A 26,170-nucleotide genomic window follows, 5' to 3' on the forward strand; every position below is an offset into this window, starting at 1 on the left:
ATCGGGCCGGAAGACTGTCGCTTCCGGCCCGGCTTCCCATGGAACGGCAAGTCCGCTGGCGTGGCGGGCCCGGAGGCCCGTACGCCGTCTTACTTGTAGACGGTCTTGGAACCGTCCTTGTGCCAGGTGAACACGTCGAACTGGAAGTTCGTCAGGTCGCCCTGCTTGTTCCAGGACACCTTGCCGATCGGCGTGTCGAAGGAATTGGCGTGCAGGTACTTGGCGACCTTGGTCGGGTCGTCGCTGCCCGCGCCCTTGATGCCGTCCGCGATGACCTGGGTGGCCGTGTAGGCGGTCATCTGGAAGGCGCCGCTGGCGTTGCGCTTCTTGGCTTCGAAGGCCTTGACGATGTCGGCGTTGGCGGCGTTCTGGGTGAAGTCGGCCGGCAGCGTCAGCAGCATGCCTTCGACGGCATCGCCGGCGATGGCGTTGATGTCGGGGTTGCCCGTGCCTTCCGGACCCATCCACTTGGCCTTCACGCCCTGCTCGGCCGCCTGGCGCAGCAGCAGGCCCATTTCGGGGTGGTAGCCGCCGTAGTAGACGAAGTCCACGCCCTGGCTCTTCAGCTTGGTGATGACGGCCGAGTAGTCGCTGTCGCCGGCGTTGATGCCCTCGAACACGGCGACGGCCACGCCACCCTTCTCGAGGTCGTTCTTGACCGCGGTGGCGATGCCCTGGCCGTAGGACTGCTTGTCATGCAGCACGGCGACCTTCTTGGGCTTGATCTTGTCCAGGATGAACTTGGCGGCGGCGGGGCCTTGCTGGTCGTCGCGGCCGATGGTGCGGAAGATGAACTCGTAGTTCTTGCCGTCGGTCAGGGCCGGCGACGTGGCCGACGGCGTGACCATGACCACGCCTTCGTTGTTGTAGATGTCGGCGGCGGCGATGGTGGCGCCCGAGCACACGTGGCCCACGACGAAGCCGATCTTGCTGTTGACGACGCGGTTGGCGGCAACCGGGCCTTGCTTGGGTTCGCAGCCGTCGTCGATCACGACGGTTTCCAGCTTCTTGCCGTTGATGCCGCCGGCGGCGTTGATGCGCTCGACTGCGGTATCGACCCCTTCACGGACCATATCGCCATACTGGGTGACCGCGCCGGTGGTGGGGCCGACGACGCCGATCTTGATGGTTTGCGCTTGCGCTCCCGAGGCAAACGCCAGACCGGCCGCGACGCCCAGCGCTGCGATGACCGGGGTCAGACGAAATACTGGCTTCATGTGTGGACTCCTCTAATGATTTGTAATCGTTAGTTTTTTGCACCGTGGCGGACGCCGGATCATCTCCAGGCCAAGCATGCCTGCTGGACTGCCCTTTGCAGGGGTTTCGGCCCCGGTCACGCCCGGTTGCATTGCGATTGCACGGCAAGCATACACTGAAAAATAGCCCCTTCCGGGCCAGTTTCGGACCACTTTGATACGCGTCCGATTATTGCGCTGCGGCATTCCTGGGCACCCCCGGCTTATACCCGCAAGCGTATATGCAAAAGACGATTTATTCGTTTGCGTTACTAAGACCGCGCGGCATCATGGCCGCCATGAGACTCCAACCGATCATCGTCCCCGGATGGAAAAACTCCGGGCCCCAACACTGGCAATCGCGCTGGATGGCCCTGCTGCCGCACGCGCGCCGCGTCGAGCAAGGCGACTGGGAGCATCCCGCTCCCGGCGACTGGATCGCCGCGCTCGCCACCGAGGTGAACGAGGCCCGCAGTCCCGTCCTTCTGATTGCGCACAGCCTGGGCTGCCTGATCAGCGCTGCCCTGCCGGTGCCCCTGCGCGCCAAGGTTGCCGGCGCCCTGCTGGTGGCGCCCGCGGACGTCGAGCGCGCCAGCGCGCCGGCTTGCCTGAGGGACTTCGCACCCATCCCGCGCCAGTCCCTGCCCTTCCAGAGCGTGGTCGTCGCCAGCGACAACGATCCCTATTGCCAGCTGGAACGCGCCCGCGCCTTCGCGCGCGATTGGGGCAGCAGGCTGGTGATCGTGCCGGGCGCCGGCCACCTCAATGCCGAAAGCGGCCTGGACGACTGGCCGCAAGGCCTGAAGCTCCTGGGCGCGCTGCGCCGCCGCGCGGTGTGGCGCGTGTCACCGCCACCCGAACGCATCGCACCCATCCCAGCCCGTCCGCTGTCGCATCAGGTCTGAACGCATCGCGGCCGCTGGACGAAAAAAAACCGGAGCCGCGAGGTTCCGGTTTTTTCATGCGGCGGCTGCCGCCGCGATCACTGCAGCAGGCTGCGCAGCATCCAGGCGTTCTTTTCGTGCACGTCCAGGCGCTGCGTCAGCAGGTCGGCCGTGGGCTGGTCGTTGGCGGCATCGGCCTTCTCGAAAGCGGCGCGCGCGGTCTTGGCGACGGATTCGTTGGCAGTCACCAGCAGACGCACCATTTCCAGGGCTTCCGGCACCGAGTCCGGCTCGGCGATCGAGGACAGCTTGCTGAATTCGCGGTAGGTGCCGGGCGCGTAGTGGCCCAGCGCGCGGATGCGCTCGGCGATGCTGTCCAGCGCGTTCCACTCTTCCGTGTACTGCGTCATGAACATCAGGTGCAGCGTGTTGAACATGGGCCCCGTGACGTTCCAGTGGAAATTGTGCGTCATCAGGTACAGCGTGTACGAGTCGGCCAGCAGCTTGGACAGTTCAGCCGCGACGGCGGCGCGGTCCTTGTCCGAGATACCGATGTTGATGCGCGGAACGCTGGAGGTCTTCTTGGGGGACTTGGCCATTGCTAGCTCCTAGGAATGTATGTGCGAAACAAGGATAACACTGCAAATGTGGCGAAACGCCGCAATATCCGCCGCTTTCATCAATCAGTCCCGCGACCTTTTGACGCGGCGCAAACCGCGCGTTCCAGGCCGCCGGACAGCGGCCTGGAAATCAATCCTGCACGGCCGCGACCTCGTCGGTCAGCATCTTGACGCCGGGCAACTCGCAGGCGTAGACGGCCTGCGCCAGCGCTTCGATGGCGGCCAGGCGCGGAAAGCTGCGCCGCCAGGCCAGCACCACGCGGCGCTCCGGCACATGGCCTTCAAAGGGCAGATAGCGCAGCAGGCTGTTGGACGGCGGCTGCTCGGGCACCGCCGTCACCGGCAGAACGGTGACGCCGATGCCGGCCGCGACCATGTGGCGTATCGTCTCCAGCGAGGAACCCTCGAAGGTGCGCTGGATGCCGTCGCTGGCGGCCGAAAAGCGCGACAGCTCGGGGCAGACTTCCAGCACCTGGTCGCGAAAGCAATGGCCGCTGCCCAGCAACAGCATGGTCTGCTGCTTCAGGTCCTGCGCGTCGATGGATTCGCGCCGCGCCAGTTCATGGTCGTTGGGCACGGCGACGATGAAAGGTTCGTCGTACAGCGGCTGCATGACCAGGCCGGCCTCGGGCAGCGGCAAGGCCATGATGGCGCAATCGATCTCGCCCTGGCGCAGCAGTTCGACCAGGCGCACTGTGAAATTCTCTTGCAGCAGCAGCGGCATCTGCGGGGTGCGGCCGATCTGCACCGGCACCAGCCGCGGCAGCAGGTACGGGCCGATGGTGTGGATGACGCCGACGCGCAAGGGGCAGGCCAGCGGGTCGTGTCCCTGGCGCGCGATCTCCTTGATGCTGGCGCTTTCTTCCAGCACCTTCTGCGCCTGCGCCACGATGCGCTGGCCGATCGGCGTGACGCCGACTTCGGTGCCGCCGCGCTCGAACAGCGTCACGCCCAATTCGTCTTCCAGCTTGCGTATCGCCACCGAGAGCGTGGGCTGGCTGACGAAACAGGCCTCGGCCGCGCGGCCGAAATGCCGTTCGCGCGCGACGGCGACGATGTACTTGAGTTCGGTGAGAGTCATGGTGGACTACGCCCCCGGGGGTTATGCCCCAGCCTCGTGGCTGGCGCTTGCTTGATTAAGGTTCGCGGCTGGCTGCATGGTCAGGTGCGCAGGAAATCCTCGCGCCCGCGCATCCAGCGCGCCAGGTGCGCCTCGACCGCGGCCGGATGTTCGGCGCGCAGCCAGACCGCGGCGTCGCGCGCGTCTTCGGCAATGGCCGCGTCCGTTTCCAGGTCGGCGAAGCGCAGCAGCGCCATGCCGGACTGGCGCGTGCCCAGGAACTCTCCCGGGCCGCGCTGTTCCAGGTCGCGGCGGGCGATTTCAAAGCCGTCGGAGGTCTCGAACATGGCCCGCAGGCGTTCGCGCGCCACCTGCGACAGCGGCGTCTGATAGAGCAGCACGCATACCGATTCGGCGGTGCCGCGCCCTACCCGGCCGCGCAGCTGATGCAGCTGCGCCAGGCCGAAACGCTCGGCGTGCTCGATCACCATCAACGACGCGTTCGGCACGTCCACGCCGACCTCGATCACGGTGGTGGCGACCAGCAGGTCGACCTCGCCATCGCGGAAGGCCTGCATCACGGCGGCCTTCTCGGCCTGCGGCAGCCGGCCATGCACCAGCCCGATGCGCAGGTCCGGCAGGTCGACGCGCATGCCTTCGTAGGTGTCCACGGCGGTCTGAAGTTCCAGCGCCTCGCTTTCCTCGACCAGCGGACAGACCCAGTAGGCTTGCTGCCCGCCGCGCGCGGCCTGGGCGATATGGGCAATGACTTCCTCGCGCCGCGCGTCCGAGACCAGCTTGGTCAGCACGGGGCTGCGTCCAGGCGGCAATTCGTCGATGACGGAGACGTCCAGGTCGGCGAAGAAGGTCATGGCCAACGTGCGCGGAATCGGCGTCGCGCTCATGTTGAGCTGATGCGGCACGTTGCGCCCGCGCACCGTTTCGCCCTTGCGGGTCAGCGCCAGGCGCTGCCCGACGCCGAAGCGGTGCTGCTCGTCGACGATGGACAGGCCCAGGCGATGGAATTCGACGTTGTCCTGGATCAGCGCTTGCGTGCCCACGATCAATTGCACGCTACCGTCAGCGGCCGCCGCCACGGCTTCGCGGCGCGCCTTCGCGGCGAGGCTGCCGCTCAGCCAGGCGACATTCACGCCCAGCGGCTGCAGCCACGACACCAGCTTGCGGAAGTGCTGCTCCGCCAGGATTTCCGTGGGCGCCATCAACGCGACCTGCGCCCCGCTGGCGATGGCCTGGGCCGCGGCGATGGCCGCCACGACCGTCTTGCCGCTGCCCACGTCGCCCTGCAGCAAGCGGTGCATGGGATAAGGCTTGGCCAGGTCGGCGGAGATCTCCTGGACCACGCGCTCCTGCGCGCCGGTCAGCTTGAACGGCAGCGCTTCGTACAGCCTGGCCACCAGGCCGCCAGGCTCGTTGCGCACCGGCAGCGATTCGGCTTCCTTGATGCGGCGCGCGGCGCGCGCGGCCGCCAGCGACAGCTGCTGCGCCAGCAGCTCGTCGAACTTGATGCGGCGCCAGGCGGGATGCACGCGGTCCAGCAAGGCCTGCTCGGACTCGCCCTGGGCCGGCGTGTGCAGCGCGCGGATGGCCGGCTCGAACGGCGGCAGGTCATAGCGCGCGCGCGCCTCGTCGGGCAAGGTATCGGACAAATCGGCGCGGTCCAGTGCCTGCGCAATGGCGCGGCGCAAGGTCAGCTGCGGCAGGCCTTCGGTGCTGGGATAGACAGGCGTCAGCGCCGTGGGCAGCGGCGCATCGGCATTGGTCATGCGCGGATGCACCATCTGGCGCCCGAACAGGCCGCCTCGGACCTCCCCGCGAGCGCGCAGGCGCTTGCCCACGCTGACTTGCTTTTGCTGGCTGGGGTAGAAATTCAGCCAGCGCAATTGCAGTTCGCCGCTGTCGTCCGCCAGGGTGGCGGTCAGCTGGCGACGGGGCCGGTAGGTGACCTCGGATTTCGTGATCTCGCCTTCCACCTGGCCGGCGAAGCCGGGCCGCAGGTCGCTGATCGGGACGATGCGGGTTTCGTCCTCGTAGCGCAGCGGCAGGTGCAGCACGAAGTCCTCGGGCAGCACCAAGCCCAGGTTACGGAGCTTGCGCTCCGTATCCGTCATTGCTTTGCCGGCGCCTTTGTTGTCGGCGCCGGATCGCTTGGAAGCCGCAGCTGCGGCCGGCATGAAGAAACGAACCCCTGGATTGAAAAGTCCGGATGGGCCTTACAGGACCAGGATGGCTTCGACTTCGAACTGCGCGCCCTTGGGCAGGCTGGCCACGCCTATGGTCGAGCGCGCCGGGAACGGCTGCGGAATGATCTCGGCCATGATGGCGTTGGCGGCCGTGAACTTGCCCAGGTCGGTCAGGAACAGCGTCAGCTTGACCACGTTGTCCAGCGTGCCCCCGGCGGCCTTGATGACTTCCTGCATGTTGGCGAACGCCTGGCGCACCTGCGCATCGAAGTTCTCGGAAACCAGATCGCCAGTGCCCGGCTCCAGGCCGATCTGGCCCGAGAGATAGACAGTCTTGGTGCCGCTGACGGCAACCGCTTGCGAGTAAGGGCCTACCGCGGCGGGCGCGGTGTCGGTATGGATGATTTGCTTGCTCATGGGCGGAATCCTTCGAAAGACGGATAGAAACTACAACTATCGAAGTTTATCCAGCAATAGACATTTGCGAAAGTGGCTGGATGCCCTAGGGTGGGCTATCGATATCCCCCCGATGCTCCCGCAGCAAGTCATACAAAGCCTGCGCCGCAACCGATAGCGTACGGCCCTTGCGCCGCACCAGGTAGAGCGGCCGGGTCAAGGCCTTGCCGGCCAGCGGCACGATGCGCAGGTCGGCGCCGCCGAAATGGAACAACGTCATCGCCGGCACGACCGAGATGCCCAGGCCGGCGCGCACCAACCCCGTCGCCGTCGCCAGGTGTTCGACCTCGAACACCGGCGCCGGCGCATCCGCGCCCAGGGCGGCGTCCAGATGCTTGCGCACGCTGCTGCCGCGCGCAAGCTGGATCATGGGATAGCGCAGGATGTCGCGCAGCCGGGCACGGCCCGCGCCCGCCAGCGGATGGTCGACACGGCACACGAGGAAGTAGCGGTCGGCATGCAGGAATTCGCTGTCCAGATCGTTCATGTCCGGCCGCCGCGACGCCACCGCGAAGTCCACCTGCCCGGCCTGCACCAGATCCAGGCAAGGATCCAGCAGGGCATCGCGCAGGTCCACCGTGATGCCGGGATAGGCCTCGCGAAAGCGCGCCAACAACTGCGGCAGCCAGCCTGCGGCTAGCGAAGGCAAGGCCGCCAGCGCCACCCGCCCGCGGCGTCTGGCGGCATGATCGCGCAGATCCTCCATGACCAGGTCCATGTCGGCCAGCAACCTGCGCGCTGTCGCATCCAGCACCTGCCCCTCGACAGTCAGCTCCACATGACGCGTGTTGCGGTCGAACAGCCGCAAGCCCGCGCTGTCCTCCAGCTGGCGGATCAGCGCGCTGAAGGCCGGCTGCGTCAGGTGGCAACGCTGGGCCGCCCGGGTGAAGTGTTTTTCTTCGGCCAAGGCCACGAACGCGCGCAATTGCCGGGCAGACAGATTCATGGCTTTTCTCTATGAATTGATCCGATCTTTCTATTTTACTGATTAGCAGAGCATGCCTATAGTGGGCTCGGATACCCCGAAACAGCAGCGAACCCGTATGCCCCACTCCCCTCTGTACATAGGCTGCGCCTCCGGATTTTCCGGCGACCGCAGCGACGGCGCCGCCGCCGTGGTGCGCAGCTTGATCGCCCGAGGCGGCGGTGTGCTGATCTACGAAACGCTGGCCGAACGCACCTTGGCGCTGGCGCAACTGGCGCGCAACGCGGACCCGCAGCGCGGCTACGAGCCCTTGCTGGACGAGCTGGTCGGCCCCGTGCTGGGCGACTGCCTGCGCCATGGCATCAGCATCGTCGGCAACTTCGGCGCGGCGAACCCCGCCGCCGCCGCCCGCCGCATCGCCGAGCTCGCCCGGCAGCAAGGCCTGGCTGCGCCGCGCATCGCGGTAGTGCACGGCGATGCGCTGACCAGCGATGCGCAGCGGGAATTGCTGCGCCAGCGCCTGGGCGGCGCGCTGGAGGGCCTGGATGTGGTCAGCGCCACGGCTTATCTCGGCGCCACCGAGATCGCCCAGGCGCTGCGGGCCGGCGCGCAGATCGTGGTCGCTGGCCGCGTGTCGGACCCATCGCTCACGCTCGGTCCGGCGCTGGCCCACTTCGGCTGGTCCATGGACGATTGGCTGCGCCTGGGCCGCGCCACCATGGCCGGCCACATGCTGGAGTGCGGCCTGCAGGTCACCGGAGGCTACTTCTGCGTGCCGGGGCTCAAGGACGTGCCGGATGTGCATGCGGCGGGTTTTCCCATAGCCGAGATCCACGCCGACGGCGGATTCGTGATCGGCAAGGCCGACGGCACCGGCGGCATGGTCGATGCCCGCACGGTCAAGGAACAGTTGCTGTATGAAGTGCACGATCCCGCGCGCTACCTGACGCCGGACGTCGTCGCCGACCTGAGCCAAGCCGAAGTGGCCGAGCTGGGCGGCGACCGGGTGGCGGTGCGAGGCATCACCGGCCATGCGCGCCCGGACGAACTCAAGGTCAACGTCTGCTACCGCGGCGGCTGGCTGGCCGAGGCCGAGATCTCCTACGCCGGGGTGCAGGCCGAGGCGCGCGCCCGTCTGGCCGCCGATATCGTCCGCAAGCGCCTGGATCCGGCCCTGCGCCTGCGCGCCGACCTCATCGGCGCCATCAGCATCCTGGGCGACGACGCCGGCAACATGCTGTCCGCCCTGCCCGACGGCCATGCGCGCGACGTGCGCCTGCGCGTCGCGGCCGAACATCTGGACCGCAAACTCGCCGAAAGCGTGCTGCGCGAGATGACCGCACTTTATACCTGCGGCCCGGCCGGCGGCGGCGGCGTGCGCACCGCGTTGCGCCCGCGCTTGAACATGCTGTCCTGCACCCTTCCGCGCGACGCCGTGCCCAGCGGCTGGACCTTCCTGGAGGAAGCTACGCAATGAACCCGCCGCTGATCTCAGTCCCCCTGTACCGCCTGGCGCACAGCCGCTCCGGCGACAAGGGCGACATCTCCAACCTGAGCCTGATCGCCTGGGATCTGGAATGCTACGACGTGCTGGCCGCGCAGGTCACCGAAGCCCGTGTGGCCGACTGGTTCGCCTATCGCCGCCCCACGCGCGTCACCCGCTACGCGCTGCCCACGCTGCATGCCATGAACTTCGTGCTTGAAGGCGTGCTGGACGGCGGCGTCAACGATGCCCTCAACCTGGACACGCACGGCAAGAGCCTGTCTTTCAGATTGCTGGACATGACGGTCGAGGTCAGCCCCGCGCTGGCCAGCCGCTTGCCTGACATACCCGGCGACCGCCCTGCGGCCGCCTGATTTCATTCCTATAAAAATCCACAGGAGACATACATGCGCATTGCTTCCAAAGGCCGGCTGGCCTTGCTGCTGGCCGCCGCCCTGCCCTTGAGCGCCATGGCCCAGTTCCCCGCCAAGCCCATCACCTTCATCGTGCCGTTCGCGGCCGGCAGCGCCACCGACCAGATCGGCCGCGCCATCGGCCAGGGCGTCACCGAACAGACCGGCCAGGCCGTGGTGATCGAAAACAAGCCCGGCGCCAGCGCGATGATAGGCGCCGCGGCAGGCGCCCGCGCAGCCCCCGACGGCTACACCGTGCTGATCACCACCAACACCACGCATGCCGCCAACGAACACCTCTACAAGACGCTGACCTACGATCCGGTCAAGGACTACGCGCCGCTGACCCTGCTGGGCAAGGGCGGCCAGATCATGGTGGTCAATCCCAATTCGCCGGCCAAGACGGTCGGCGACTTCCTGGCCCAGGCCAAGCAGGCGCCCGGCAAGCTGAGCTTCGGTAGCGGCAGCTCCAGCAGCCGCATCGCTGGCGAACTGCTGCAGCAGATGGCGGGCGTGCAGCTGCTGCACGTGCCGTACAAGAGCAATCCGCTGGCGGTCACCGACCTCCTGGGCGGTCAAATCGACATGATGATCACCGACACCGCCACCGGCCTGCCGCAAGTCAAGTCAGGCAAGCTGCGCGCATTGGGCGTGACCGGCCAGGCGCGCTCGCCGCTGGCGCCGGACGTGCCCACCATCGCCGAAGCCGGCGTGCCCGGCTATGAAATGGGCTACTGGTTTGCAGCGTATGCGCCCGCCGGTACGCCGCCGGATGTCGTCAAGCGCCTGAACGAATTGCTGGTCAAAGCCACGGCAAGCGCGCCTGCCAAGCAGTTCTATGCGCAGACAGGCACGGATGCGGCAAGTTCCACGCCGGAGGAACTGGCGCAGTTCCAGCAGGCCGAGTCGAAGAAGTGGGGCGAAATCATCAAGAAGGCAGGCATCCAGCCCGAGTAGACCGCCCGCGAGCGGGCGGTGCGCTCAGAAAGTACCGGGGTAGGCGCCGCCGTCCGCCAGTACATTCTGACCGGTGACGTACCCGGCATGGACGCTGCACAGGAAGGCGCAGATGGCGCCGAACTCCTCCGAGTTGCCGAAGCGTCCAGCCGGTATCGCCGCCTGACGCTGGGCGCGCACGGCTTGCGCATCCTGCCCCGTCTTGGCTGCCGACGCCGCCAGGGCCGAGCTCAGCCTGTCGGTAGCGAACGCACCTGGCAGCAGATTGTTGATCGTGACGCCGCGCGCCGCGATATCGCTGCGCGCCACGCCCGCCACGAAGCCCGTCAAGCCGCTGCGCGCGCCATTGGACAGGCCCAGGATATCGATCGGCGCCTTGACCGCGCTGGAAGTGATATTGACGATGCGCCCGAAACCGCGCTCGGCCATGCCATCCACCGTGGCCTTGATCAGCTCGATCGGCGTCAGCATGTTGGCGTCGACCGCGCTCAGCCATTGCTCCCTGCCCCAAGCGCGAAAGTCCCCGGGCGGCGGCCCGCCCGCATTCGTGACCACGATGTCGTAGTCGCGATGCGCGGCGAACACGGCCTCGCGGCCCTGCGGCGTGGTGATGTCGGCAGCCACGGCCTTGACGAAGGCCTTGCCGTCCGGCCGCGCCTGCAGCAGCTGCTGCCTTGCGGCGTCAAGGGCGTCGGCGCCGCGCGCGACGATCACCACGTTGACGCCCTCGCGCACCAGGGCCAACGCGCAGCCGTAGCCCAAGCCTTTGCTCGCGCCGCCCACCAGCGCGGTCCTGCCGGTAATGCCCAGATCCATTTCTTGCTCCTAGTCGTTGTTTGCAGTCGATAGGCGCATGCGGGATTTCCCAATCCGCGCCTTCAGCCTTGCATTGTCGCGCCCCATCGGCGTTGCGCACGTCTCATTGAAGGGACTGCAGTGGAAGATGGCGTCCTGCGACGCCCGAAAACAAAAAACCCATCGCATCGCTGCGATGGGTTTTGAGCTTGGCGCCGGAGCTGGGACTTATTTGTCCACGAATGCGCGCTCGACCACGTAGTCGCCCGGCTGGCCCACGCCCGGCGATACCGTGAAGCCGCGCTTGTCCAGCATGGCGCTGATGTCGGCCAGCATATGGGGGCTGCCGCAGATCATGGCGCGGTCGGTTTCCGGATTGATCTGGGGAATGCCGATGTCCGCGCACAGCTTGCCGTTTTCCATCAGCTCGGTGATGCGGCCTTGGTTGCGGAACGGTTCGCGCGTGACCGTCGGGTAGTACACGAGCTTGTCGCGCACCACGTCGCCGAAAAACTCGTTGTTCGGCAGTTCCTTTTCAATGAAGTCGGCATAGGCCAGTTCGCTGACCCAACGCACGCCATGCACCAGGATGACCTTGTCGAAGCGTTCGTAGACGTCCGGATCCTTGATGATGCTCATGAACGGCGCCAGGCCCGTGCCCGTGCCGAACAGGAACAGGTGCTTGCCCGGCTTCAGGTCGTCCACGACCAGCGTGCCCACGGGCTTGCGGCTGACCAGGATGGTGTCGCCTTCCTTCAGATGCTGCAGCCGCGACGTGAGCGGGCCGTTCTGCACCTTGATGCTGAGGAACTCGAGATTCTCTTCATAGTTGGCGCTGGCGATGCTGTAGGCCCGCAGCAGGGGCTTGCCTTCAACTTCCAGTCCGATCATCACGAAGTGGCCATTGTGGAACCGCAAGGCCGAGTCACGCGTCGTGGTGAAGGAAAACAGGGTGTCGTTCCAGTGGTGCACGCTTAGTACGCGCTCAGTGTTGAAAGCAGCCATGTCGTATCAAATAAGGGCGACCGCCCCGGGCAATGCGCCCGGCTTGTGCCGCTGGGTCATTCCGTGCCGCAAAAAAGGCGCGGCCGGCATTAGGGTTGACCCTATTCTACAGGGTCTCGATGATAACTGCTCTCATTATTCCGTAATACCCTTATGCCGCATTGATGAGGATCAAGCCCGAAACCTGTCCGACTTACGAATAGTTGAATGCCGCTTTGCTTCCTGTTATCGTCGCGTTCTCATTTGATAATCATTTTCGTTAGCAGACTGTTTTGAGCAGAAGGACACCCAGGACACCCTGGATTCCCTTCTGCAGCCCTAGCCGGAGCACCTCCTCATGAACAAGCGTCCCCAATTGAATTCGCTGCTGCGCGCCCTGGCGCTGGCCGGCGCCGCCGCCTTCACCGTGTCGGCCAACGCCGCCGAGGAAGTCAGCCTCTACACCACCCGGGAACCCAAGCTGATCCAGCCCCTGCTGGACGCCTTCACCAAGGAAAGCGGCATCAAGGTCAATACGGTCTTCGTCAAGGACGGCCTGCTGGAGCGCGTCAAGGCCGAAGGCGCCAAGTCGCCCGCCGACGTGCTGATGACCGTGGACATCGGCAATCTGCTGGACCTGGTCGACGGCGGCGTGACCCAGTCGGTCAAGTCGCAAACCCTGGAATCCGTCATCCCCGCCAACCTGCGCGGCGCCGACGGCAAGTGGTACGCCCTGTCGCTGCGCGACCGCGTGCTGTACGTGGAAAAGGACCTGAAGCTGGAAGCCTTCCGCTACGAAGACCTGGCCGACCCCAAGTGGAAGGGCAAGGTCTGCATCCGCTCGGGCCAGCATCCCTACAACACCGCGCTGGTCGCCTCCATGATCGCGCACGACGGCGCCGAAGCCACCGAAAAATGGCTGCGCGGCGTCAAGGCCAACCTGGCCCGCAAGGCTGCCGGCGGCGACCGCGACGTGGCCCGCGACATCCTGGGCGGCATCTGCGACATCGGCCTGGCCAATGCCTACTACGTCGGCCACATGAAGAATTCGGAACCCGGCACCGACGCGCGCAAGTGGGGCGACGCCATCAAGGTGATCCGCCCGACCTTCGCCAACGCCAAGAGCGGCGGCACGCACGTGAACGTCAGCGGCGCCGCCGTTGCCGCCCACGCGCCCAACAAGGCCAACGCGGTCAAGCTGCTGGACTTCCTGGTGTCCGAACCCGCCCAGGCCCTGTACGCCCAGGCCAACTATGAATACCCCGTGCGCAAGGGCGTGAAGCTGGACCCCGTGATTGCCAGCTTCGGCGAACTGAAGGTGGACCCGCTGCCGCTGACCGAGATCGCCAAGCATCGCAAGCAAGCCAGCGAACTGGTGGACAAGGTCGGTTTCGACAACTGATAGGCCCGTGGAACGCCATGCCTTGCGGCGCGGCGATACCATGCGGCAGTGACAAACGCGCGGGCTGCGCATCAGCTCACGCGTAGGGCCTGCTCCCTTTTTCGGGGGAGCAGGCCTTGCCATTGATGCAATCGACTTTGAAGCATGCACACAGATTCTTTGCCCCGGCCGCTGCGTCTGCGCTGGACTGAACGCGGGGCCGGCTGGCTGGCCGGCGCCGCCCTGATCGCGCTGGCCGTATTGGCGCCCGTCCTGACCTTGGGTTGGTGGGCGCTGGGCGGCGAACTATCGCATTGGCAGCATCTGGCCAGCTACGTGCTGCCCCAGGCGCTCGCCAATACCGCCATGCTGCTGGCCGGCGTGGGCGTGGTGGTCACGCTGCTGGGCACGGGCGCGGCCTGGCTGGTGACCGCCTACGACTTCCCTACCCGCCGCATGCTGACCTGGGCGCTGCTGCTGCCGCTGGCAGTGCCGACCTACATCATCGCCTTCGCCTATCTGGACCTGCTGCATCCCATCGGCCCCATACAGACGGCGGTCCGGACGCTGCTGGGCTACGACAGCCCGCGCCAGTTCCGCCTGCCGGACCTGCGCTCGATCTACGGCGCCATCTTCGTGCTGGGCTTCGTGCTCTACCCCTATGTGTACCTGAGCACCCGCGTCATGTTCATGACGCAGGCCGCCAGCCTCCTGGAAGCGGCCCGCACGCTGGGCGCCGGCCGCATCGCGGTGTTCTTCCGGGTTGCCCTGCCGCTGGCCCGGCCCGCCATCGTGGTGGGCGTGAGCCTGGCGCTGCTGGAAACGCTGAACGACATCGGCGCTTCCGAATTCCTGGGCGTGCAGACGCTGACCGTGTCGGTCTACACCACCTGGGTCACGCGTTCGGACCTGGCGGGCGCGGCGCAGATCGCGCTGACCATGCTGGCGATCGTGATCGGGTTGATCCTGCTGGAACGCCACGGCCGCAAGCGCCAGCGCTACGCCAACACGCAGCGCATGCGCCCGATGCAGCCGCGGCGCCTGCGCGGTCCTGGCGCGGCCGTTGCCGCGGCCCTGGGCTGGATACCGGTGCTGATCGGATTCGTCGCGCCCGCGCTCTATCTGATCGTGGAAACCTATAAGCGGCTGCATCTGGTGGGCGGGGTGTCGCACCAGTTGCTGAACGGTTTGAGCAATACCCTGATCGTCGCCTTCAGCGCCACCATCGTCACCTTGCTGTGCGGGCTGATCGTGGCCTGGGCCGGACGCACGCTGCGCGAAAGCTCGGGCTTCAACCCGGGCCGCGCCTGCGCGCGCATCGCCAGCCTGGGCTACGCGGTGCCCGGCACGGTGCTGGCCATCGGCCTGCTGACGCCATTCGTCTGGATCGATACCGCGGTCGCCAAGGTCTTTGGCGGCACCGGCCTGTTCCTGATGGGCTCGATGGGCGCGCTGGTGTGCGCCTACGCCATCCGCTTCCTGGCGATTTCCACCGGCGCGCTGGAAGCCGGCCTGGCCCGCATCCCGCCGTCGCTGGAGCAGGCTTCGCGCCTCTTGGGCGAAAGCTCGGCCGGCACGCTGCGGCGCGTGCACCTGCCGCTGCTGCGGCCGGCGCTGGCTGCCAGCGCCCTGCTGGTGTTCGTGGACGCCATGAAGGAACTGCCCGCGACGCTGCTGCTGCGGCCCATGAATTTCGACACGCTGGCGACCTGGCTCTACGCCGAAGCGGCCCGCGGCACCTATGAAGAAGGCGCCGTCGCCGCGCTGGCCATCGTGCTGGCCGGCCTGCTCCCCGTCATCCTGCTGGCGCGCACCAATCTGAAAATGGGACATTGATCATCGTGCCCGATCTGTTAGAACTCGATCACCTTTCCCTCGCCTACGACACCCCGGCGGGACTCAAGCCCGTGGTGCAGGACCTGACGCTGGGGCTGCCCGTGGGCCATATCGGCTGCCTGCTGGGCGAGTCCGGCTGCGGCAAGACCACGGTGCTGCGCGCCATCGCCGGCTTCGAGCCGGTGCGGGCCGGACGCATCCTGCTGGACGGCACGGTCATTTCCTCGCCCGCCGTGCAGGTCGCGCCCGAGCATCGCCGGGTGGGCATGATGTTCCAGGACTATGCGCTGTTCCCGCACCTGACGGTGGCGCTGAACGTGGCCTTCGGCCTGCGCAAGATGGCGCGCCCGGAGCGCGCGCGCCGCGTCGAAGAGATGCTGGAACTGGTGGGCCTGGCCCATGCCGCCAACAGCTATCCGCACGAGATCTCCGGCGGCCAGCAGCAGCGCGTGGCGCTGGCGCGCGCGCTGGCGCCCTCGCCCGACCTGCTGCTGCTGGACGAGCCGTTCTCGAACCTGGACGTGGACACGCGCGAACGCCTGGCCTTCGAGGTGCGCGACATCCTCAAGACCACCGGCCATACGGCCATCCTGGTCACGCACAACCAGGCCGAAGCCTTCGCCATCGCCGACCGCATCGGCGTCATGTCCAAGGGCAGCATCGCGCAGTGGGACACGCCCTACAACCTGCACCATCATCCCGCCAGCGACTTCGTGCGCGATTTCATCCGCCGCGAAGCGCTGGAAGAGCGGCGCGAGCAAGCCTACGCCCGCGGCCGCTGAGCTTGCTCCGGCCGCTCAGTCGGCCGACAGCTTCACTTTCTGCGACAGGGCCTTGAAGGCCTCGTGCTGGCTCTGGGTCAGGCGCTCCACTTCCTGCGGCGTGGAACCATAGGGCATGAAGCCGGCCTGTTCCAGCTTGGCCTTCACTTCAGGCAGGGCCAGCGCCCATTGGAAGGCTTCGCTCAACGCCTTGGTCACCTCCGGCGACATCTTCGCGGGGCCATAGACCGCGAACCACGGATCCACCACCGCGGCCTCGTAGCCCAGCTCGGCCAGCGTCGGCACGTCCGGCAAGGCGGGCGCGCGCTTGCTGCCCGTCACCGCCAGCGCGTGCACCTTGCCGGCCTTGATGTGCGGCAGCGATGCCGGCAGATTGTCGAACATCACCGGCAGATGCCCGCCCAGCAGGTCGTTCAGGCCCTGCGCGCTGCCCTTGTACGGAATGTGCTGCATGCCGGCGCCGGTCAGCTGGTCGAACATCACGCCGGCCAGATGCATGGAGGTGCCGGTGCCCGGCGTGCCGAACGAGGTGCCCGGATGCTGCTTGGCGTAGGCGACCAGGTCCTTGACGCTGTCGACCTTCAAGGCCGGACCGACTTCCAACACCACGGTGGACGCGCCCAGCATGCTGACGCCCGTGAAATCCTTGGTGGGATCGAAGGGCATGGACGGATAGACGAAGGGATTCAGGGCGTTCGTGGAAATCGCGCCGAAGCCGATGGTGTAGCCGTCGGGCGCGGCCTTGGCCACGGCGTCCATGCCGATATTGCCGCCCGCGCCGGGACGGTTTTCGACTATGACGGGCTGGCCCAGTTTTTCCGCCACCTTCTGGCCAGCGGTGCGCGCCACCAGGTCGGTGGTGCCACCTGCGGTGTAAGGCACGATGAAGGTGATGGGCTTGGCCGGATAGCCGGCGGCAAGCGCCGCCGAAGCGCCCTGGATCAGCGCCAGCGCGGCCAGGCCGCGCAGCGCGTTGAATGTGTAGCGATGCATGATGTCTCCATCCCGTTTTGTTGTTGGGGTCGGAGGCGCATCATACCGCCGGCCGCGCGGCGATTGCGCGCGGCCGGCTTGCGTGCCGGCTCAGGCGCGCGGCTCGGGCAGCGGGATGTACTCGGTCTCGTCGCCCGGCACGACCTGGTCGAAGCGGCTGCGCTGCCAGTCCTGCTTGGCCTGTTCGATGCGGTCCTTGTTGCTGGACACGAAGTTCCACCACACGAAGCGCGGGCCATCCAGAGGTTCGCCGCCGATCACGGCAAAGCGCGCCGCAGTCTTGGCGCGGATCTGCACGGGGCGGCCCGGCGCGAACACGACCAGGCGCCCGCTTTCGAATTCCTGGCCATCGATCTCGACCGTGCCTTGCGCCAGATAGGCGGCGCGCTCTTCGTGCTCGGCCGGCAGCACCGTGGTCGCGCCCGCCTGCAATTGCAGATCGCCGTAGAACAGCGGCGACAGCGTCTTCACCGAAGACGTCTTGCCGAACAGCGAACCCGCCACCACTTGGGCGCGCACGCCCTCGCCTTCGATGACCGGCTGCGCATCCAGACCGTAGTGGGTGAAGCCCGGATCGGTTTCTTCGTGCTCCTTGGGCAGCCCCACCCAGATCTGCAGGCCACAGAGGCGCTGCGCGGCCTGGCGGCTTTCGGGCGAGGAGCGCTCGGAATGCACGATGCCGCGGCCGGCGGTCATCCAGTTGACCTCGCCGGGCAGGATGGTCTGCGTGTTGCCCGCGCCGTCGCGATGCACCATGGACCCTTCGTACAGATAGGTCACGGTGGACAGGCCGATATGCGGATGCGGGCGCACGTCTATGCCCGTACCGGCGGCAAACTCGACCGGACCCATGTGGTCCAGGAAGACGAACGGCCCGACGGTGCGGCGCTGCGCCGACGGGATGGCGCGGCGCACGGAAAAGCCGCCCAGGTCGCTGGTGCGCGGCACCACGACGGCTTCAATCTGGCTTTCGCCGGCTTCGGACAAGGTGGACATGATCGGACTCTCCGGGTTGTGGGGACTAGGACCATCTTAAGGCCTGCCGCCTGCATGGAAAAAACAGCGGCGGGCGGACTGGTTCAGTCCGCCCGCCTTGGCGCATTACGCCAGGTCGAACACCAGGACTTCGGCCTGCTTGCCGCCCGACAGCTCGACGCGGGGTTCGCCGGTGATGGCGAGCGCGTCGCCGGCCGACAGTTCAACGCCGTTGACCGTCAAGCTGCCGCGGGCCACGTGCACCCAGGCGCGGCGGCCGGCGGCCAGATCCAGGGCGGCCGATTCGGCGCCATCGAACAGCCCGCCATACAGGCGCGCATCCTGATGGATCTTCATCGAGCCATCGGCGCCGTCCGGCGACACCAGCGCTTGCAGCCGGCCGCGCTTTTGTTCGTCGCTGAAGCTGCGCTCTTCGTACTCGGGCGCAATGCCAGTGACGTCGGGCTCGATCCAGATCTGCAGCATGTGCGTTTCGCGGTCCGCCAGCGGATTGAACTCGGAGTGCATCACGCCGCGGCCGGCGCTCATGCGCTGGACGTTGCCGGGCTGGATGGTCGAGCCGCTGCCCATGCTGTCCTTGTGGGCGATCGCGCCGTCCAGCACGTAGGTGATGATCTCCATGTCGCGATGGCCGTGCGTGCCGAAGCCGCGGCCCGCCGCGATGCGGTCGTCATTGATCACGCGCAGGGCGCCGAAGCCCATGTGGGCAGGGTCGTAGTAGTTGGCGAAGGAAAAGGTGTGGAACGAGTCCAGCCATCCGTGGTTGGCATGACCCCGTTCAGCAGCGCGGCGAGTGGTAAGCATTGCGGACTCCTGTTGCAATAATGTGAATGGTTGTGCAGCCTTGCTGTCGTTTCGCGGGAAGCTGCTGCACCACCGGCATGAGTGATATTGTGCGCGTGCAGGCCGGCTTGTTTGGCGCTATATTTTGACGAAATCATTCAAATTTTTTGAATGATCGTATCGGACACGACCATGCAAGCCATCACCCCTGAACTGCTGATCCTCGTGGACGCCATCGCGCGCCACGGCAGCTTTGCCAAGGCCGCCCGCGAACTGGGCAAGGTGCCCTCGGCCGTCACCTATTCCATCCGCAAGCTGGAAGATGGCCTGGACGTGTTGCTGTTCGACCGCTCCGGGCACCGCGCGCTGCTGACGCCGGCGGGCGAAACGCTGCTGAAGGAAGGCCGCCACGTGCTGCAATCGCTGGACGACCTGGCCTGCCGCGTCAAGCGCATCGCCACGGGCTGGGAAGTGGAACTGCGCATCGCGGTCAGCGCGGTGCTGCCGTGGCGGCCGCTGTACGACCTGATCGAGGATTTCCAGGCGCTGGGCAGCGCCACCACGCTGCGCTTTTCCAGCGAGGTGCTGAGCGGCAACTGGGACGCCCTGACGTCCGGGCGAGCCGACCTGGTCATCGGCGCGGGCGCGGCGGGCGAGCCGACCGGCCCCTATCGCTCGCAAGCCATGGGCCAATCACAATTCGGCTTCTGCGTGGCCGCGCACCATCCGCTGGCGTCGCTGCCGCAGCCCTTGAGCCGGGCCGACATCACACGCTACTGCGCGGTGGTGGTGGCGGACACGTCGCGCAACCTGGCGCCGCAGACGCGCGGCATCCTGGCCGAACAACCCACCCTGGTCATGCCTACCATGCAGGCCAAGATCGACGCCCAGGTGCGCGGCCTGGGCTGCGGCTACCTGCCGCTGACGCTGGCCGCGCCCTATCTGGCGCAAGGCGTGCTGGTGGTGTGCGAGACCGACGAAGGCATGTCGCTGACCGAACACCTGACCTACGCCTGGCGCTCCGAGCCGCCCGGCGAAGCCTTGAAATGGTGGCTGCAGAAACTGAAATCGCCGCGCCTGTGCGAGAGCCTCTTGGGGATGGGATAAGGCGCGCCGCCGCGCGCCTTATTCGTCCTCGATGCCCAGCTCGCGCAGCTTGCGCGTGATGGTGTTGCGCCCTATGCCCAGGCGGCTGGCGGCTTCCACGCGGCGGCCGCGGCTGGCGTCCAGCGCGCTTTGCAACAGGATCTTCTCGAACTGGCGCGTGAGCGTGGCCATGACCGCGGGTTCGCCGCGTTCCAGCCGGTACTGCGCATCGCGCAGCAGGGAATCCTGCCAGTTGCGCGGCGAGCCCTCTTCCAATGGCGCCGCGGACTGCACCACCGTACCCACGCCAGCCATGGGCGCGGCGGGACGCACCAGCGCCAGACTGGGCTGCTGCTGATGCTCCATGGCGCGGATTTCCGGCGGCAGGTCGGCGCGCTCCACCGTCTGGCCAGGCGCCATCACCGTCAGCCAGTGGCAGAAGTTCTCCAGTTGGCGCACGTTGCCCGGAAAGTCGAACTTGGACAGCACGGCCAGCGCTTCCGGCGTCAGGCGCTTGACCGGCACCCCCAGCGCGCGGGCGCTGGCGGTCAGGAAGTGCCCGGCCAGCGCCGGGATGTCTTCCACCCGTTCGCGCAAGGGCGGCAGGCGCAGCCGGATCACGTTCAGGCGGTGGAACAAGTCCTCGCGGAACAAGCCCTGCTCCACGCGCTGCTCCAGCGGCTGGTGGGTGGCGGCGACGATGCGCACGTCGACGCGCACCGGCTGCGCGCCGCCGACGCGGTAGAAACTGCCCTCGGCCAGCACGCGCAACAGGCGCGTCTGCAATTCGATCGGCATGTCGCCGATTTCGTCCAGGAACAGCGTGCCGCCGTGCGCTTCCTCGAAGCGGCCGCGGCGCAGGTTGTTGGCGCCCGTGAACGCGCCGCGTTCGTGGCCGAACAGCTCGGCCTCCAGCAGATCGCGCGGGATGGCCGCCGCATTCAGCGCCACGAAGGGGCCGCCGGCGCGCACGCCATGGCCGTGCAAGGCGCGCGCCACCAGCTCCTTGCCGGTGCCGGACTCGCCGGTGATCAGCACGGTGACCTTGGACTGCGCCAGCCGGCCGATCGCGCGGAACACTTCCTGCATGGCGGTGGACGCGGACTGCGTCATCATCCAGCGCTCGTTGTTCTGCGCCGACTCGCCCTGCCCTTCGGCATCTTCGGGCTCGGCGGATTCCTGCATGGCGCGCTGGATCAGCGCCACCGCCTCGTTCACGTCGAACGGCTTGGCCAGGTAGTCGAAGGCGCCGCCCTGGAAGGCGGACACGGTGCTGTCCAGGTCGGCGAACGCGGTCATGACGATGACCGGCAGGCCGGGATTGCGCTCCTTCAGTTGGCGCAGCAGCTCCAGGCCATTGCCGCCAGGCATGCGGATATCGGACACCAGCGCGGCGGGCGCTTCGCGCGACAGCGCTTCCAGCACGTCGGCGGATTGGGAAAAGCTGCGGGTGGGGACCCCGGCGCGGGCCAGGGCCTTTTCCAGGACCCAGCGGATGGCCTGGTCATCATCGACGATCCATACGGGTTTCATCAGTGTGCAGGCTCCATCGGAAGGACCAGGCGGAACTCGGTGCGCCCGGGCCGGGATTCAAATTCGATGATGCCGCCGTGCTGCTGCACGAAGTCCTGCGCCAGGCTCAGGCCCAGCCCGGTGCCCCCGGCGCGGGCCGTGACCAGCGGATGGAAGATGCGGTCGCGGATCTGGTCCGGCACGCCGGGACCGTTGTCGATGATGGATAGCACCAGCGCCAGGCGGTGCTGCCGGTGGGCCAGCATCACCTGCCGCGCCACGCGCGTGCGCAGCGTGACCACGCCGGGCTCGGTTCGCGGCCCCGGCGGCCGCGCAACCAGTTCCTGCGCGGCGTTGCGCGCCACGTTCAGGACGGCCTGCATCAGGCGGGCGGCGTCGCCCTTCAGGTCTGGCACCGAGGCGTCGTAGTCGCGCAGCAGCGTGACGTCGTTGCGGAACTCGGCCTGGATCAGCGCGCAGACGCGTTCGCAGATCTCATGGATGTTGACCGGCCGCGCGTTCAGCGGCACACGTTGCGGGCCGCTCAGGCGGTCCACCAGCGCCTGCAGGCGGTCGGCTTCGGAAATGATGACCTGGGTGTACTCGGCCAGCGCCGCGCTGGGCAGCTCGGCTTCGAGCAATTGCGCGGCGCCGCGCAGGCCGCCCAGGGGATTCTTGACTTCATGCGCAAGGTTGCGCAGCAGTTCGCGGTGGGCTTCGATCTCGTCAACCAGCCTGTGGTTGCGGTCGGCCAGCACGCGCTGCTCGATCTCGCGGGTTTCTATCAGCACGGGCCAGCGCTGGCCCGTCAGTCCGACGGTCGTCACGGACACTTCCACGGATTCGGCGGCGCGGCGCAACGAGGCCAGTTGCCTGACGTCGGCATAGCGTCCGGCGGCGGCGCGATCGATGGAGGATTGGATGTTTTCCGGACTGTCGAACAGCGTGGCGGCGGAATGGCCGCCCAGTTGCTTGCGCGAGCGGCCGAACAGATCTTCGGCGGCCGCATTGGCGTATTCGATATGACCGCGTTCGTTGACCAGGAAAACGGACGTGGCTAGCAAATCGAGAGCTTCTACATTCATTTTCTACATACCCGAATGTGAGGGGACGGCGGAACGCGACGGCCGCGCCGGAAGCCGGCGCCCTGCCGGCCGGGCATGGCGCCTGGCCGGCAGCACGTCGAACCGCGATCTGGCGGTGCGCGTGCTGCGGGCCCTGGTTTCTGCCTGCGGCATCGCGCCACCTCCAGCTACTGCCTCAGGACATCAGAGGCTGTAGTACATGTCGAACTCGACCGGGTGCGGCGTCATGCGCAGACGGTTCACATCCGCCATCTTCAGGTCGATGTAGGCGCTGAGCATGTCGTTGCTGAACACGCCGCCGCGGGTCAGGAACTCGCGATCGTTGTCCAGGGCTTCCAGGGCCTGTTCCAGCGAGGCGCAGACGGTCGGGATCTTCGCGTCTTCTTCCGGCGGCAGGTCGTACAGGTTCTTGTCGGCGGGATCGCCGGGGTGAATCTTGTTCTGCACGCCGTCCAGGCCGGCCATCATCAGGGCCGAGAAAGCCAGGTACGGGTTGGCCAGGGGGTCCGGGAAACGCGCTTCGACGCGGCGGCCCTTCGGGTTGCCGACGTACGGAATGCGGATCGAGGCCGAACGGTTGCGGGCCGAGTAAGCCAGCTTCACGGGAGCTTCGTAGTGCGGAACCAGGCGCTTGTACGAGTTGGTGCCCGGGTTGGTGATGGCGTTCAGCGCGCGGGCGTGCTTGATGATGCCGCCGATGTAGTACAGCGCGAATTCCGACAGGCCGGCGTAGCCGTTGCCCGCGAACAGGTTCTGGCCGTCCTTCCAGATGGACTGGTGGACGTGCATGCCGGAGCCGTTGTCGCCGACGATGGGCTTGGGCATGAAGGTGGCGGTCTTGCCGTAGGCGTGGGCCACGTTGTGGATCACGTACTTGACGATCTGGGTCCAGTCGGCGCGCTGCACCAGCGTGCTGAACTTGGTGCCGATTTCGAGCTGGCCGGCGCCGGCCACTTCATGGTGGTGCACTTCGACCGGCACGCCCATCTGTTCCATCAGCAGGCACATTTCCGAACGCATGTCCTGGAAGGAGTCGACCGGGGGCACGGGGAAGTAGCCGCCCTTGACGGTGGGACGGTGGCCGGTGTTGCCGCCTTCGAATTCCAGGCCCGAGGACCAGGGCGCTTCTTCGGACTTGATCTTGACGAAGGTGCCGGACATGTCGCTGTTCCAGGTCACGCCGTCGAAGACGAAGAATTCGGGTTCCGGACCGAAGTAGGCGGTGTCGCCCAGGCCGGAGGACTTGAGGTAGGCTTCGGCGCGCTTGGCCAGCGAACGCGGGTCGCGGTCATAGCCCTTCAGGTCCGACGGTTCGACCACGTCGCACGACAGGATCATGGTCGGCTCTTCGCGGAACGGATCCAGATTGGCGGTGGACAGGTCGGGGATGAGCAGCATGTCGGAGGCTTCGATGCCCTTCCAGCCCGGGATCGACGAACCGTCGAAGGCCTGCCCGCTTTCCAGCTTGTCTTCGTCGATCTGGCTGATCGGCACGGAAACGTGGTGCTCACGGCCAATCGTATCGGTAAAGCGGAAATCCACGAATTTGACTTCGTTGTCGGCGATCTGTTTCAGGACATCTTTCGGGCTTGCCATGTCATCTCCATTAGATAAAAAGGTCGAGGGCTGTGCCGTCGACTGGCATAAAAGAGGGAAGCAATAAGCGTGCCAGGTTTCTTCTCCGGGATTCCCCGGGGAAGTCGGCTCGATCATGGGAAAATGTAGCACCATCATGGTGCAAATAGTGGGGCATGATTGCCCCACTATGGTGCATCAACGCTACAGGAACATTTCCTGCAGGTCATTGAGGAATCTCCAGCCCAGCGGGGTCGCCCGCAGACGGGTCGGATCGGCGTCCAACAGGCCGCGCTTGGAAGCTGCCTCCAATTGGTGCGCAATGGCGGCCAGGGACAGGCCAGTGCGCTCATTGAAGGCAGTGGCGGCGACGCCATCCTTCAGCCGCAGGGCGTTCAACATGAATTCGAACGGCAGTTCGTCCGGACCGACCTGGCGGCTTTCGGCGATGTGGCTGCCGTCGCGAGCCATGGCGGCCTGCATCCAGGAGTCCGGGCCGCGCAACCGCGCTTCGCGCACGATCCGGTCATGAAAGGACAGCTTGCCGTGCGCCCCCGGGCCCAGGCCCAGGTAGTCGCCGAACTCCCAGTAGTTCAGGTTGTGGCGGCAGCGCGCGCCGGGCTTGGCATAGGCCGAGACCTCGTAGCGCGCCAGGCCGGCGCCTGCCAGCTCGGCTTCCACCGCGTCCTGCATGGCGGCGCTGGTGTCGTCGTCGGGCAGGTCCTCGGGCGGGAACTTGGCGAAGACGGTATTGGGCTCCATCGTCAGGTGATAGAGCGACAGATGCTCGGTGCCGAAAGCCACGGCCTGCCGCAGATCGGCCACACAGGCCTCCAAGGTCTGGCCGGGCAAGGCGAACATCATGTCCAGGTTGACGCGCGGGACGGCCCGTTGCGCCATCTCGATCGCCGCCCTCGCCTGCGCGCTGTCGTGGATGCGGCCCAGCTTCTTCAACTGCGCATCGTCAAAACTCTGGATCCCCAGCGAGAACCGCGTCACGCCGCTGGCGGCATAGTCGCGGAAACGCCCGGCCTCGGCCGTGCCCGGGTTGGCTTCCATGGTGATCTCGGCGTCGGGCCACAGGTTCAGACAGGCGCGCAGCATCGCCAGCAGCTCGTCCAGGCCTTCGGACGACAGCAGGCTGGGCGTGCCGCCGCCGATGAAGACCGACACCACCTGCCGCCCCCAGATCGACGGCAGCGCCTGCTCCAGGTCGCTGCGCAGGGCATCCAGATAGGCGCGCTCCGGGATTTCGCCCGGCGCCGCGTGGGAATTGAAGTCGCAATAAGGGCATTTGCGCACGCACCAGGGCACGTGCACGTAGACGGACAGCGGCGGCAGGCTGGTCAGCGTGGCGCCGGCCGGCAGCTTCAGGCGCGACGGCTGCGCGCCCATGTCGTTGCGGATGGGAATGATGATGGACATGCGTAATTCCTGAACGGGGCGCCGCGCGGCGCCCTCGTCAAGCCTGGCTCAGCTTGCTCAACAGTTCGCGCAGCGCGCGGGCGCGGTGGCTCAGCCGGTTCTTTTCCTCGGGTTCCAGAGCCGCGGCGGTCAGGGCCTGGTCGGGCAGGTAGAAATGCGGATCGTAGCCAAAGCCGTTGGCGCCTTCGGGCTGGTCGATGATCTCGCCATGCCACAGGCCTTCGCCAATGAGGGGCCGCGGATCGTTCTCGGCGCGCACCAGCGCCAACACCGCCACGTACCAGGCGCTGCGGTCGGCCACGCCAGCCAGATTGCGCACCAGCAGTTCATTGTTGGCCTGGTCGGATTTTTGGCCGCCGAGCATCTGGGCGTAGCGCGCGGAATACACGCCGGGCGCGCCGTCCAGCGCCGCCACGCACAGGCCGGAGTCGTCGGCCAAAGCCGGCAGGCCGGTCAGGCGGCTGGCGTGGCGGGCCTTGGCCAGCGCGTTCTCGACGAAGGTGACGTGCGGTTCTTCGGCTTCGGGCACCCCCAGCTCGCCTTGGGGCACGAGTTCGATGCCCAGGGGCGCGAACAGGGCGGAAAACTCGCGCAGCTTGCCGGCGTTGTTGGAGGCCAGCACGACACGGCGCAGGGAATCGGGAATCTTGGGAGCAGTCATGGGGCAAATTGTATAGGGCGCGGGCCGGATGCGGCGCCGTCG

The 26,170-nt window shown here is 66.8% G+C and carries 24 protein-coding genes; 8 read left to right on the top strand and 16 right to left on the bottom strand.

Annotated features, from left to right (window positions below; translation table 11 throughout):
* Positions 1 to 89: 89 nt before the first annotated feature.
* Positions 90 to 1,217 (bottom strand): branched-chain amino acid ABC transporter substrate-binding protein, encoded by a 1,128-nt coding sequence (locus BRO63_RS15825; protein ID WP_013393960.1) that lies wholly within the window; start codon positions 1,215 to 1,217, stop codon positions 90 to 92.
* Positions 1,218 to 1,534: 317 nt separating this feature from the next.
* On the opposite strand from BRO63_RS15825, the gene BRO63_RS15830 reads away from it, so the two are divergent.
* Entirely contained in the window at positions 1,535 to 2,140 is a 606-nt protein-coding gene (locus tag BRO63_RS15830) for an RBBP9/YdeN family alpha/beta hydrolase (RefSeq protein WP_088140782.1), read from the top strand.
* Positions 2,141 to 2,217: 77 nt separating this feature from the next.
* On the opposite strand, the gene BRO63_RS15835 is transcribed toward BRO63_RS15830, so the two are convergent.
* The 5 genes from BRO63_RS15835 to BRO63_RS15855 all read right to left on the bottom strand — a co-directional run bounded on the left by BRO63_RS15835 (position 2,218) and on the right by BRO63_RS15855 (position 7,402).
* Positions 2,218 to 2,718, bottom strand: a complete 501-nt coding sequence (locus tag BRO63_RS15835; RefSeq protein ID WP_088140669.1) for a Dps family protein — start codon at positions 2,716 to 2,718, stop codon at positions 2,218 to 2,220.
* Between the two features lie 151 nt (positions 2,719 to 2,869).
* Complete coding sequence (locus BRO63_RS15840; RefSeq protein WP_088140670.1) at positions 2,870 to 3,820, bottom strand: LysR substrate-binding domain-containing protein; 951 nt, start codon at positions 3,818 to 3,820, stop codon at positions 2,870 to 2,872.
* Positions 3,821 to 3,900: 80 nt separating this feature from the next.
* A complete protein-coding gene (gene recG / locus BRO63_RS15845; protein ID WP_088140671.1) occupies positions 3,901 to 5,991 on the bottom strand; it encodes an ATP-dependent DNA helicase RecG in 2,091 nt (696 codons plus the stop codon).
* Between the two features lie 39 nt (positions 5,992 to 6,030).
* Positions 6,031 to 6,417: a Rid family detoxifying hydrolase gene (locus tag BRO63_RS15850; protein ID WP_013393965.1), complete on the bottom strand. Its 387-nt coding sequence runs from the start codon at positions 6,415 to 6,417 to the stop codon at positions 6,031 to 6,033.
* Between the two features lie 85 nt (positions 6,418 to 6,502).
* Positions 6,503 to 7,402 carry a LysR family transcriptional regulator gene (locus tag BRO63_RS15855; RefSeq protein WP_088140672.1) on the bottom strand — a complete coding sequence of 300 codons (900 nt, stop codon included), beginning with the start codon at positions 7,400 to 7,402 and terminating at the stop codon, positions 6,503 to 6,505.
* A 97-nt stretch (positions 7,403 to 7,499) separates the two neighbouring features.
* Between BRO63_RS15855 and BRO63_RS15860 the strand changes: the two genes are divergently transcribed.
* The 3 genes from BRO63_RS15860 to BRO63_RS15870 are packed head-to-tail and all read left to right on the top strand — an operon-like array spanning position 7,500 to position 10,234.
* On the top strand, positions 7,500 to 8,858 hold the full coding sequence (locus tag BRO63_RS15860) for an acyclic terpene utilization AtuA family protein (RefSeq protein WP_088140673.1): 1,359 nt from the start codon (positions 7,500 to 7,502) through the stop codon (positions 8,856 to 8,858).
* Positions 8,855 to 9,238 carry an AtuA-related protein gene (locus BRO63_RS15865; RefSeq protein ID WP_088140674.1) on the top strand — a complete coding sequence of 128 codons (384 nt, stop codon included), beginning with the start codon at positions 8,855 to 8,857 and terminating at the stop codon, positions 9,236 to 9,238. Before BRO63_RS15860 ends, BRO63_RS15865 begins: the two co-directional genes overlap by 4 nt.
* 33 nt (positions 9,239 to 9,271) lie before the next feature.
* Entirely contained in the window at positions 9,272 to 10,234 is a 963-nt protein-coding gene (locus BRO63_RS15870) for a Bug family tripartite tricarboxylate transporter substrate binding protein (protein ID WP_088140675.1), read from the top strand.
* Positions 10,235 to 10,258: 24 nt separating this feature from the next.
* On the opposite strand, the gene BRO63_RS15875 is transcribed toward BRO63_RS15870, so the two are convergent.
* Entirely contained in the window at positions 10,259 to 11,050 is a 792-nt protein-coding gene (locus BRO63_RS15875; RefSeq protein ID WP_088140676.1) for an SDR family oxidoreductase, read from the bottom strand.
* A gap of 207 nt (positions 11,051 to 11,257) precedes the next feature.
* Positions 11,258 to 12,034 (bottom strand): ferredoxin--NADP reductase, encoded by a 777-nt coding sequence (locus BRO63_RS15880; RefSeq protein ID WP_054454116.1) that lies wholly within the window; start codon positions 12,032 to 12,034, stop codon positions 11,258 to 11,260.
* Between the two features lie 337 nt (positions 12,035 to 12,371).
* On the opposite strand from BRO63_RS15880, the gene BRO63_RS15885 reads away from it, so the two are divergent.
* The 3 genes from BRO63_RS15885 (at position 12,372) to BRO63_RS15895 (ending at position 16,012) form a co-directional block, all read left to right on the top strand.
* A complete protein-coding gene (locus BRO63_RS15885) occupies positions 12,372 to 13,415 on the top strand; it encodes a Fe(3+) ABC transporter substrate-binding protein (RefSeq protein WP_088140677.1) in 1,044 nt (347 codons plus the stop codon).
* 144 nt (positions 13,416 to 13,559) lie between these two features.
* Positions 13,560 to 15,230: an ABC transporter permease gene (locus BRO63_RS15890; RefSeq protein ID WP_088140678.1), complete on the top strand. Its 1,671-nt coding sequence runs from the start codon at positions 13,560 to 13,562 to the stop codon at positions 15,228 to 15,230.
* 5 nt (positions 15,231 to 15,235) lie between these two features.
* Positions 15,236 to 16,012 (top strand): ABC transporter ATP-binding protein, encoded by a 777-nt coding sequence (locus tag BRO63_RS15895; RefSeq protein WP_063959733.1) that lies wholly within the window; start codon positions 15,236 to 15,238, stop codon positions 16,010 to 16,012.
* Between the two features lie 15 nt (positions 16,013 to 16,027).
* Here BRO63_RS15895 and BRO63_RS15900 read toward each other — a convergent pair whose 3' ends face one another.
* From BRO63_RS15900 to BRO63_RS15910, 3 genes are all read right to left on the bottom strand, one after another.
* Positions 16,028 to 17,005, bottom strand: a complete 978-nt coding sequence (locus BRO63_RS15900; RefSeq protein ID WP_088140679.1) for a Bug family tripartite tricarboxylate transporter substrate binding protein — start codon at positions 17,003 to 17,005, stop codon at positions 16,028 to 16,030.
* Positions 17,006 to 17,095: 90 nt separating this feature from the next.
* Positions 17,096 to 18,001 (bottom strand): pirin family protein, encoded by a 906-nt coding sequence (locus tag BRO63_RS15905; RefSeq protein WP_088140680.1) that lies wholly within the window; start codon positions 17,999 to 18,001, stop codon positions 17,096 to 17,098.
* 105 nt (positions 18,002 to 18,106) lie between these two features.
* On the bottom strand, positions 18,107 to 18,805 hold the full coding sequence (locus BRO63_RS15910) for a pirin family protein (protein ID WP_088140681.1): 699 nt from the start codon (positions 18,803 to 18,805) through the stop codon (positions 18,107 to 18,109).
* A 171-nt stretch (positions 18,806 to 18,976) separates the two neighbouring features.
* On the opposite strand from BRO63_RS15910, the gene BRO63_RS15915 reads away from it, so the two are divergent.
* Entirely contained in the window at positions 18,977 to 19,891 is a 915-nt protein-coding gene (locus BRO63_RS15915; RefSeq protein ID WP_179215112.1) for a LysR family transcriptional regulator, read from the top strand.
* A gap of 18 nt (positions 19,892 to 19,909) precedes the next feature.
* Here BRO63_RS15915 and ntrC read toward each other — a convergent pair whose 3' ends face one another.
* The 5 genes from ntrC to rdgB all read right to left on the bottom strand — a co-directional run bounded on the left by ntrC (position 19,910) and on the right by rdgB (position 26,128).
* Positions 19,910 to 21,403 (bottom strand): nitrogen regulation protein NR(I), encoded by a 1,494-nt coding sequence (gene ntrC / locus BRO63_RS15920; RefSeq protein WP_088140683.1) that lies wholly within the window; start codon positions 21,401 to 21,403, stop codon positions 19,910 to 19,912.
* Complete coding sequence (gene glnL, locus BRO63_RS15925; protein ID WP_088140684.1) at positions 21,403 to 22,467, bottom strand: nitrogen regulation protein NR(II); 1,065 nt, start codon at positions 22,465 to 22,467, stop codon at positions 21,403 to 21,405. Before glnL ends, ntrC begins: the two co-directional genes overlap by 1 nt.
* A gap of 183 nt (positions 22,468 to 22,650) precedes the next feature.
* A complete protein-coding gene (gene glnA / locus BRO63_RS15930; RefSeq protein ID WP_088140685.1) occupies positions 22,651 to 24,063 on the bottom strand; it encodes a type I glutamate--ammonia ligase in 1,413 nt (470 codons plus the stop codon).
* A 183-nt stretch (positions 24,064 to 24,246) separates the two neighbouring features.
* The gene (gene hemW / locus BRO63_RS15935; RefSeq protein WP_088140686.1) at positions 24,247 to 25,467 is read right to left on the bottom strand and encodes a radical SAM family heme chaperone HemW; all 1,221 of its coding nucleotides are present in this window, start codon (positions 25,465 to 25,467) and stop codon (positions 24,247 to 24,249) included.
* 37 nt (positions 25,468 to 25,504) lie between these two features.
* Positions 25,505 to 26,128, bottom strand: a complete 624-nt coding sequence (gene rdgB / locus BRO63_RS15940; RefSeq protein WP_179215113.1) for an RdgB/HAM1 family non-canonical purine NTP pyrophosphatase — start codon at positions 26,126 to 26,128, stop codon at positions 25,505 to 25,507.
* Between the last annotated feature and the right edge of the window lie 42 nt (positions 26,129 to 26,170).

This window comes from Achromobacter xylosoxidans (genome assembly GCF_002192695.1).
GTDB classification, from domain to species: domain Bacteria; phylum Pseudomonadota; class Gammaproteobacteria; order Burkholderiales; family Burkholderiaceae_B; genus Achromobacter; species Achromobacter xylosoxidans_C.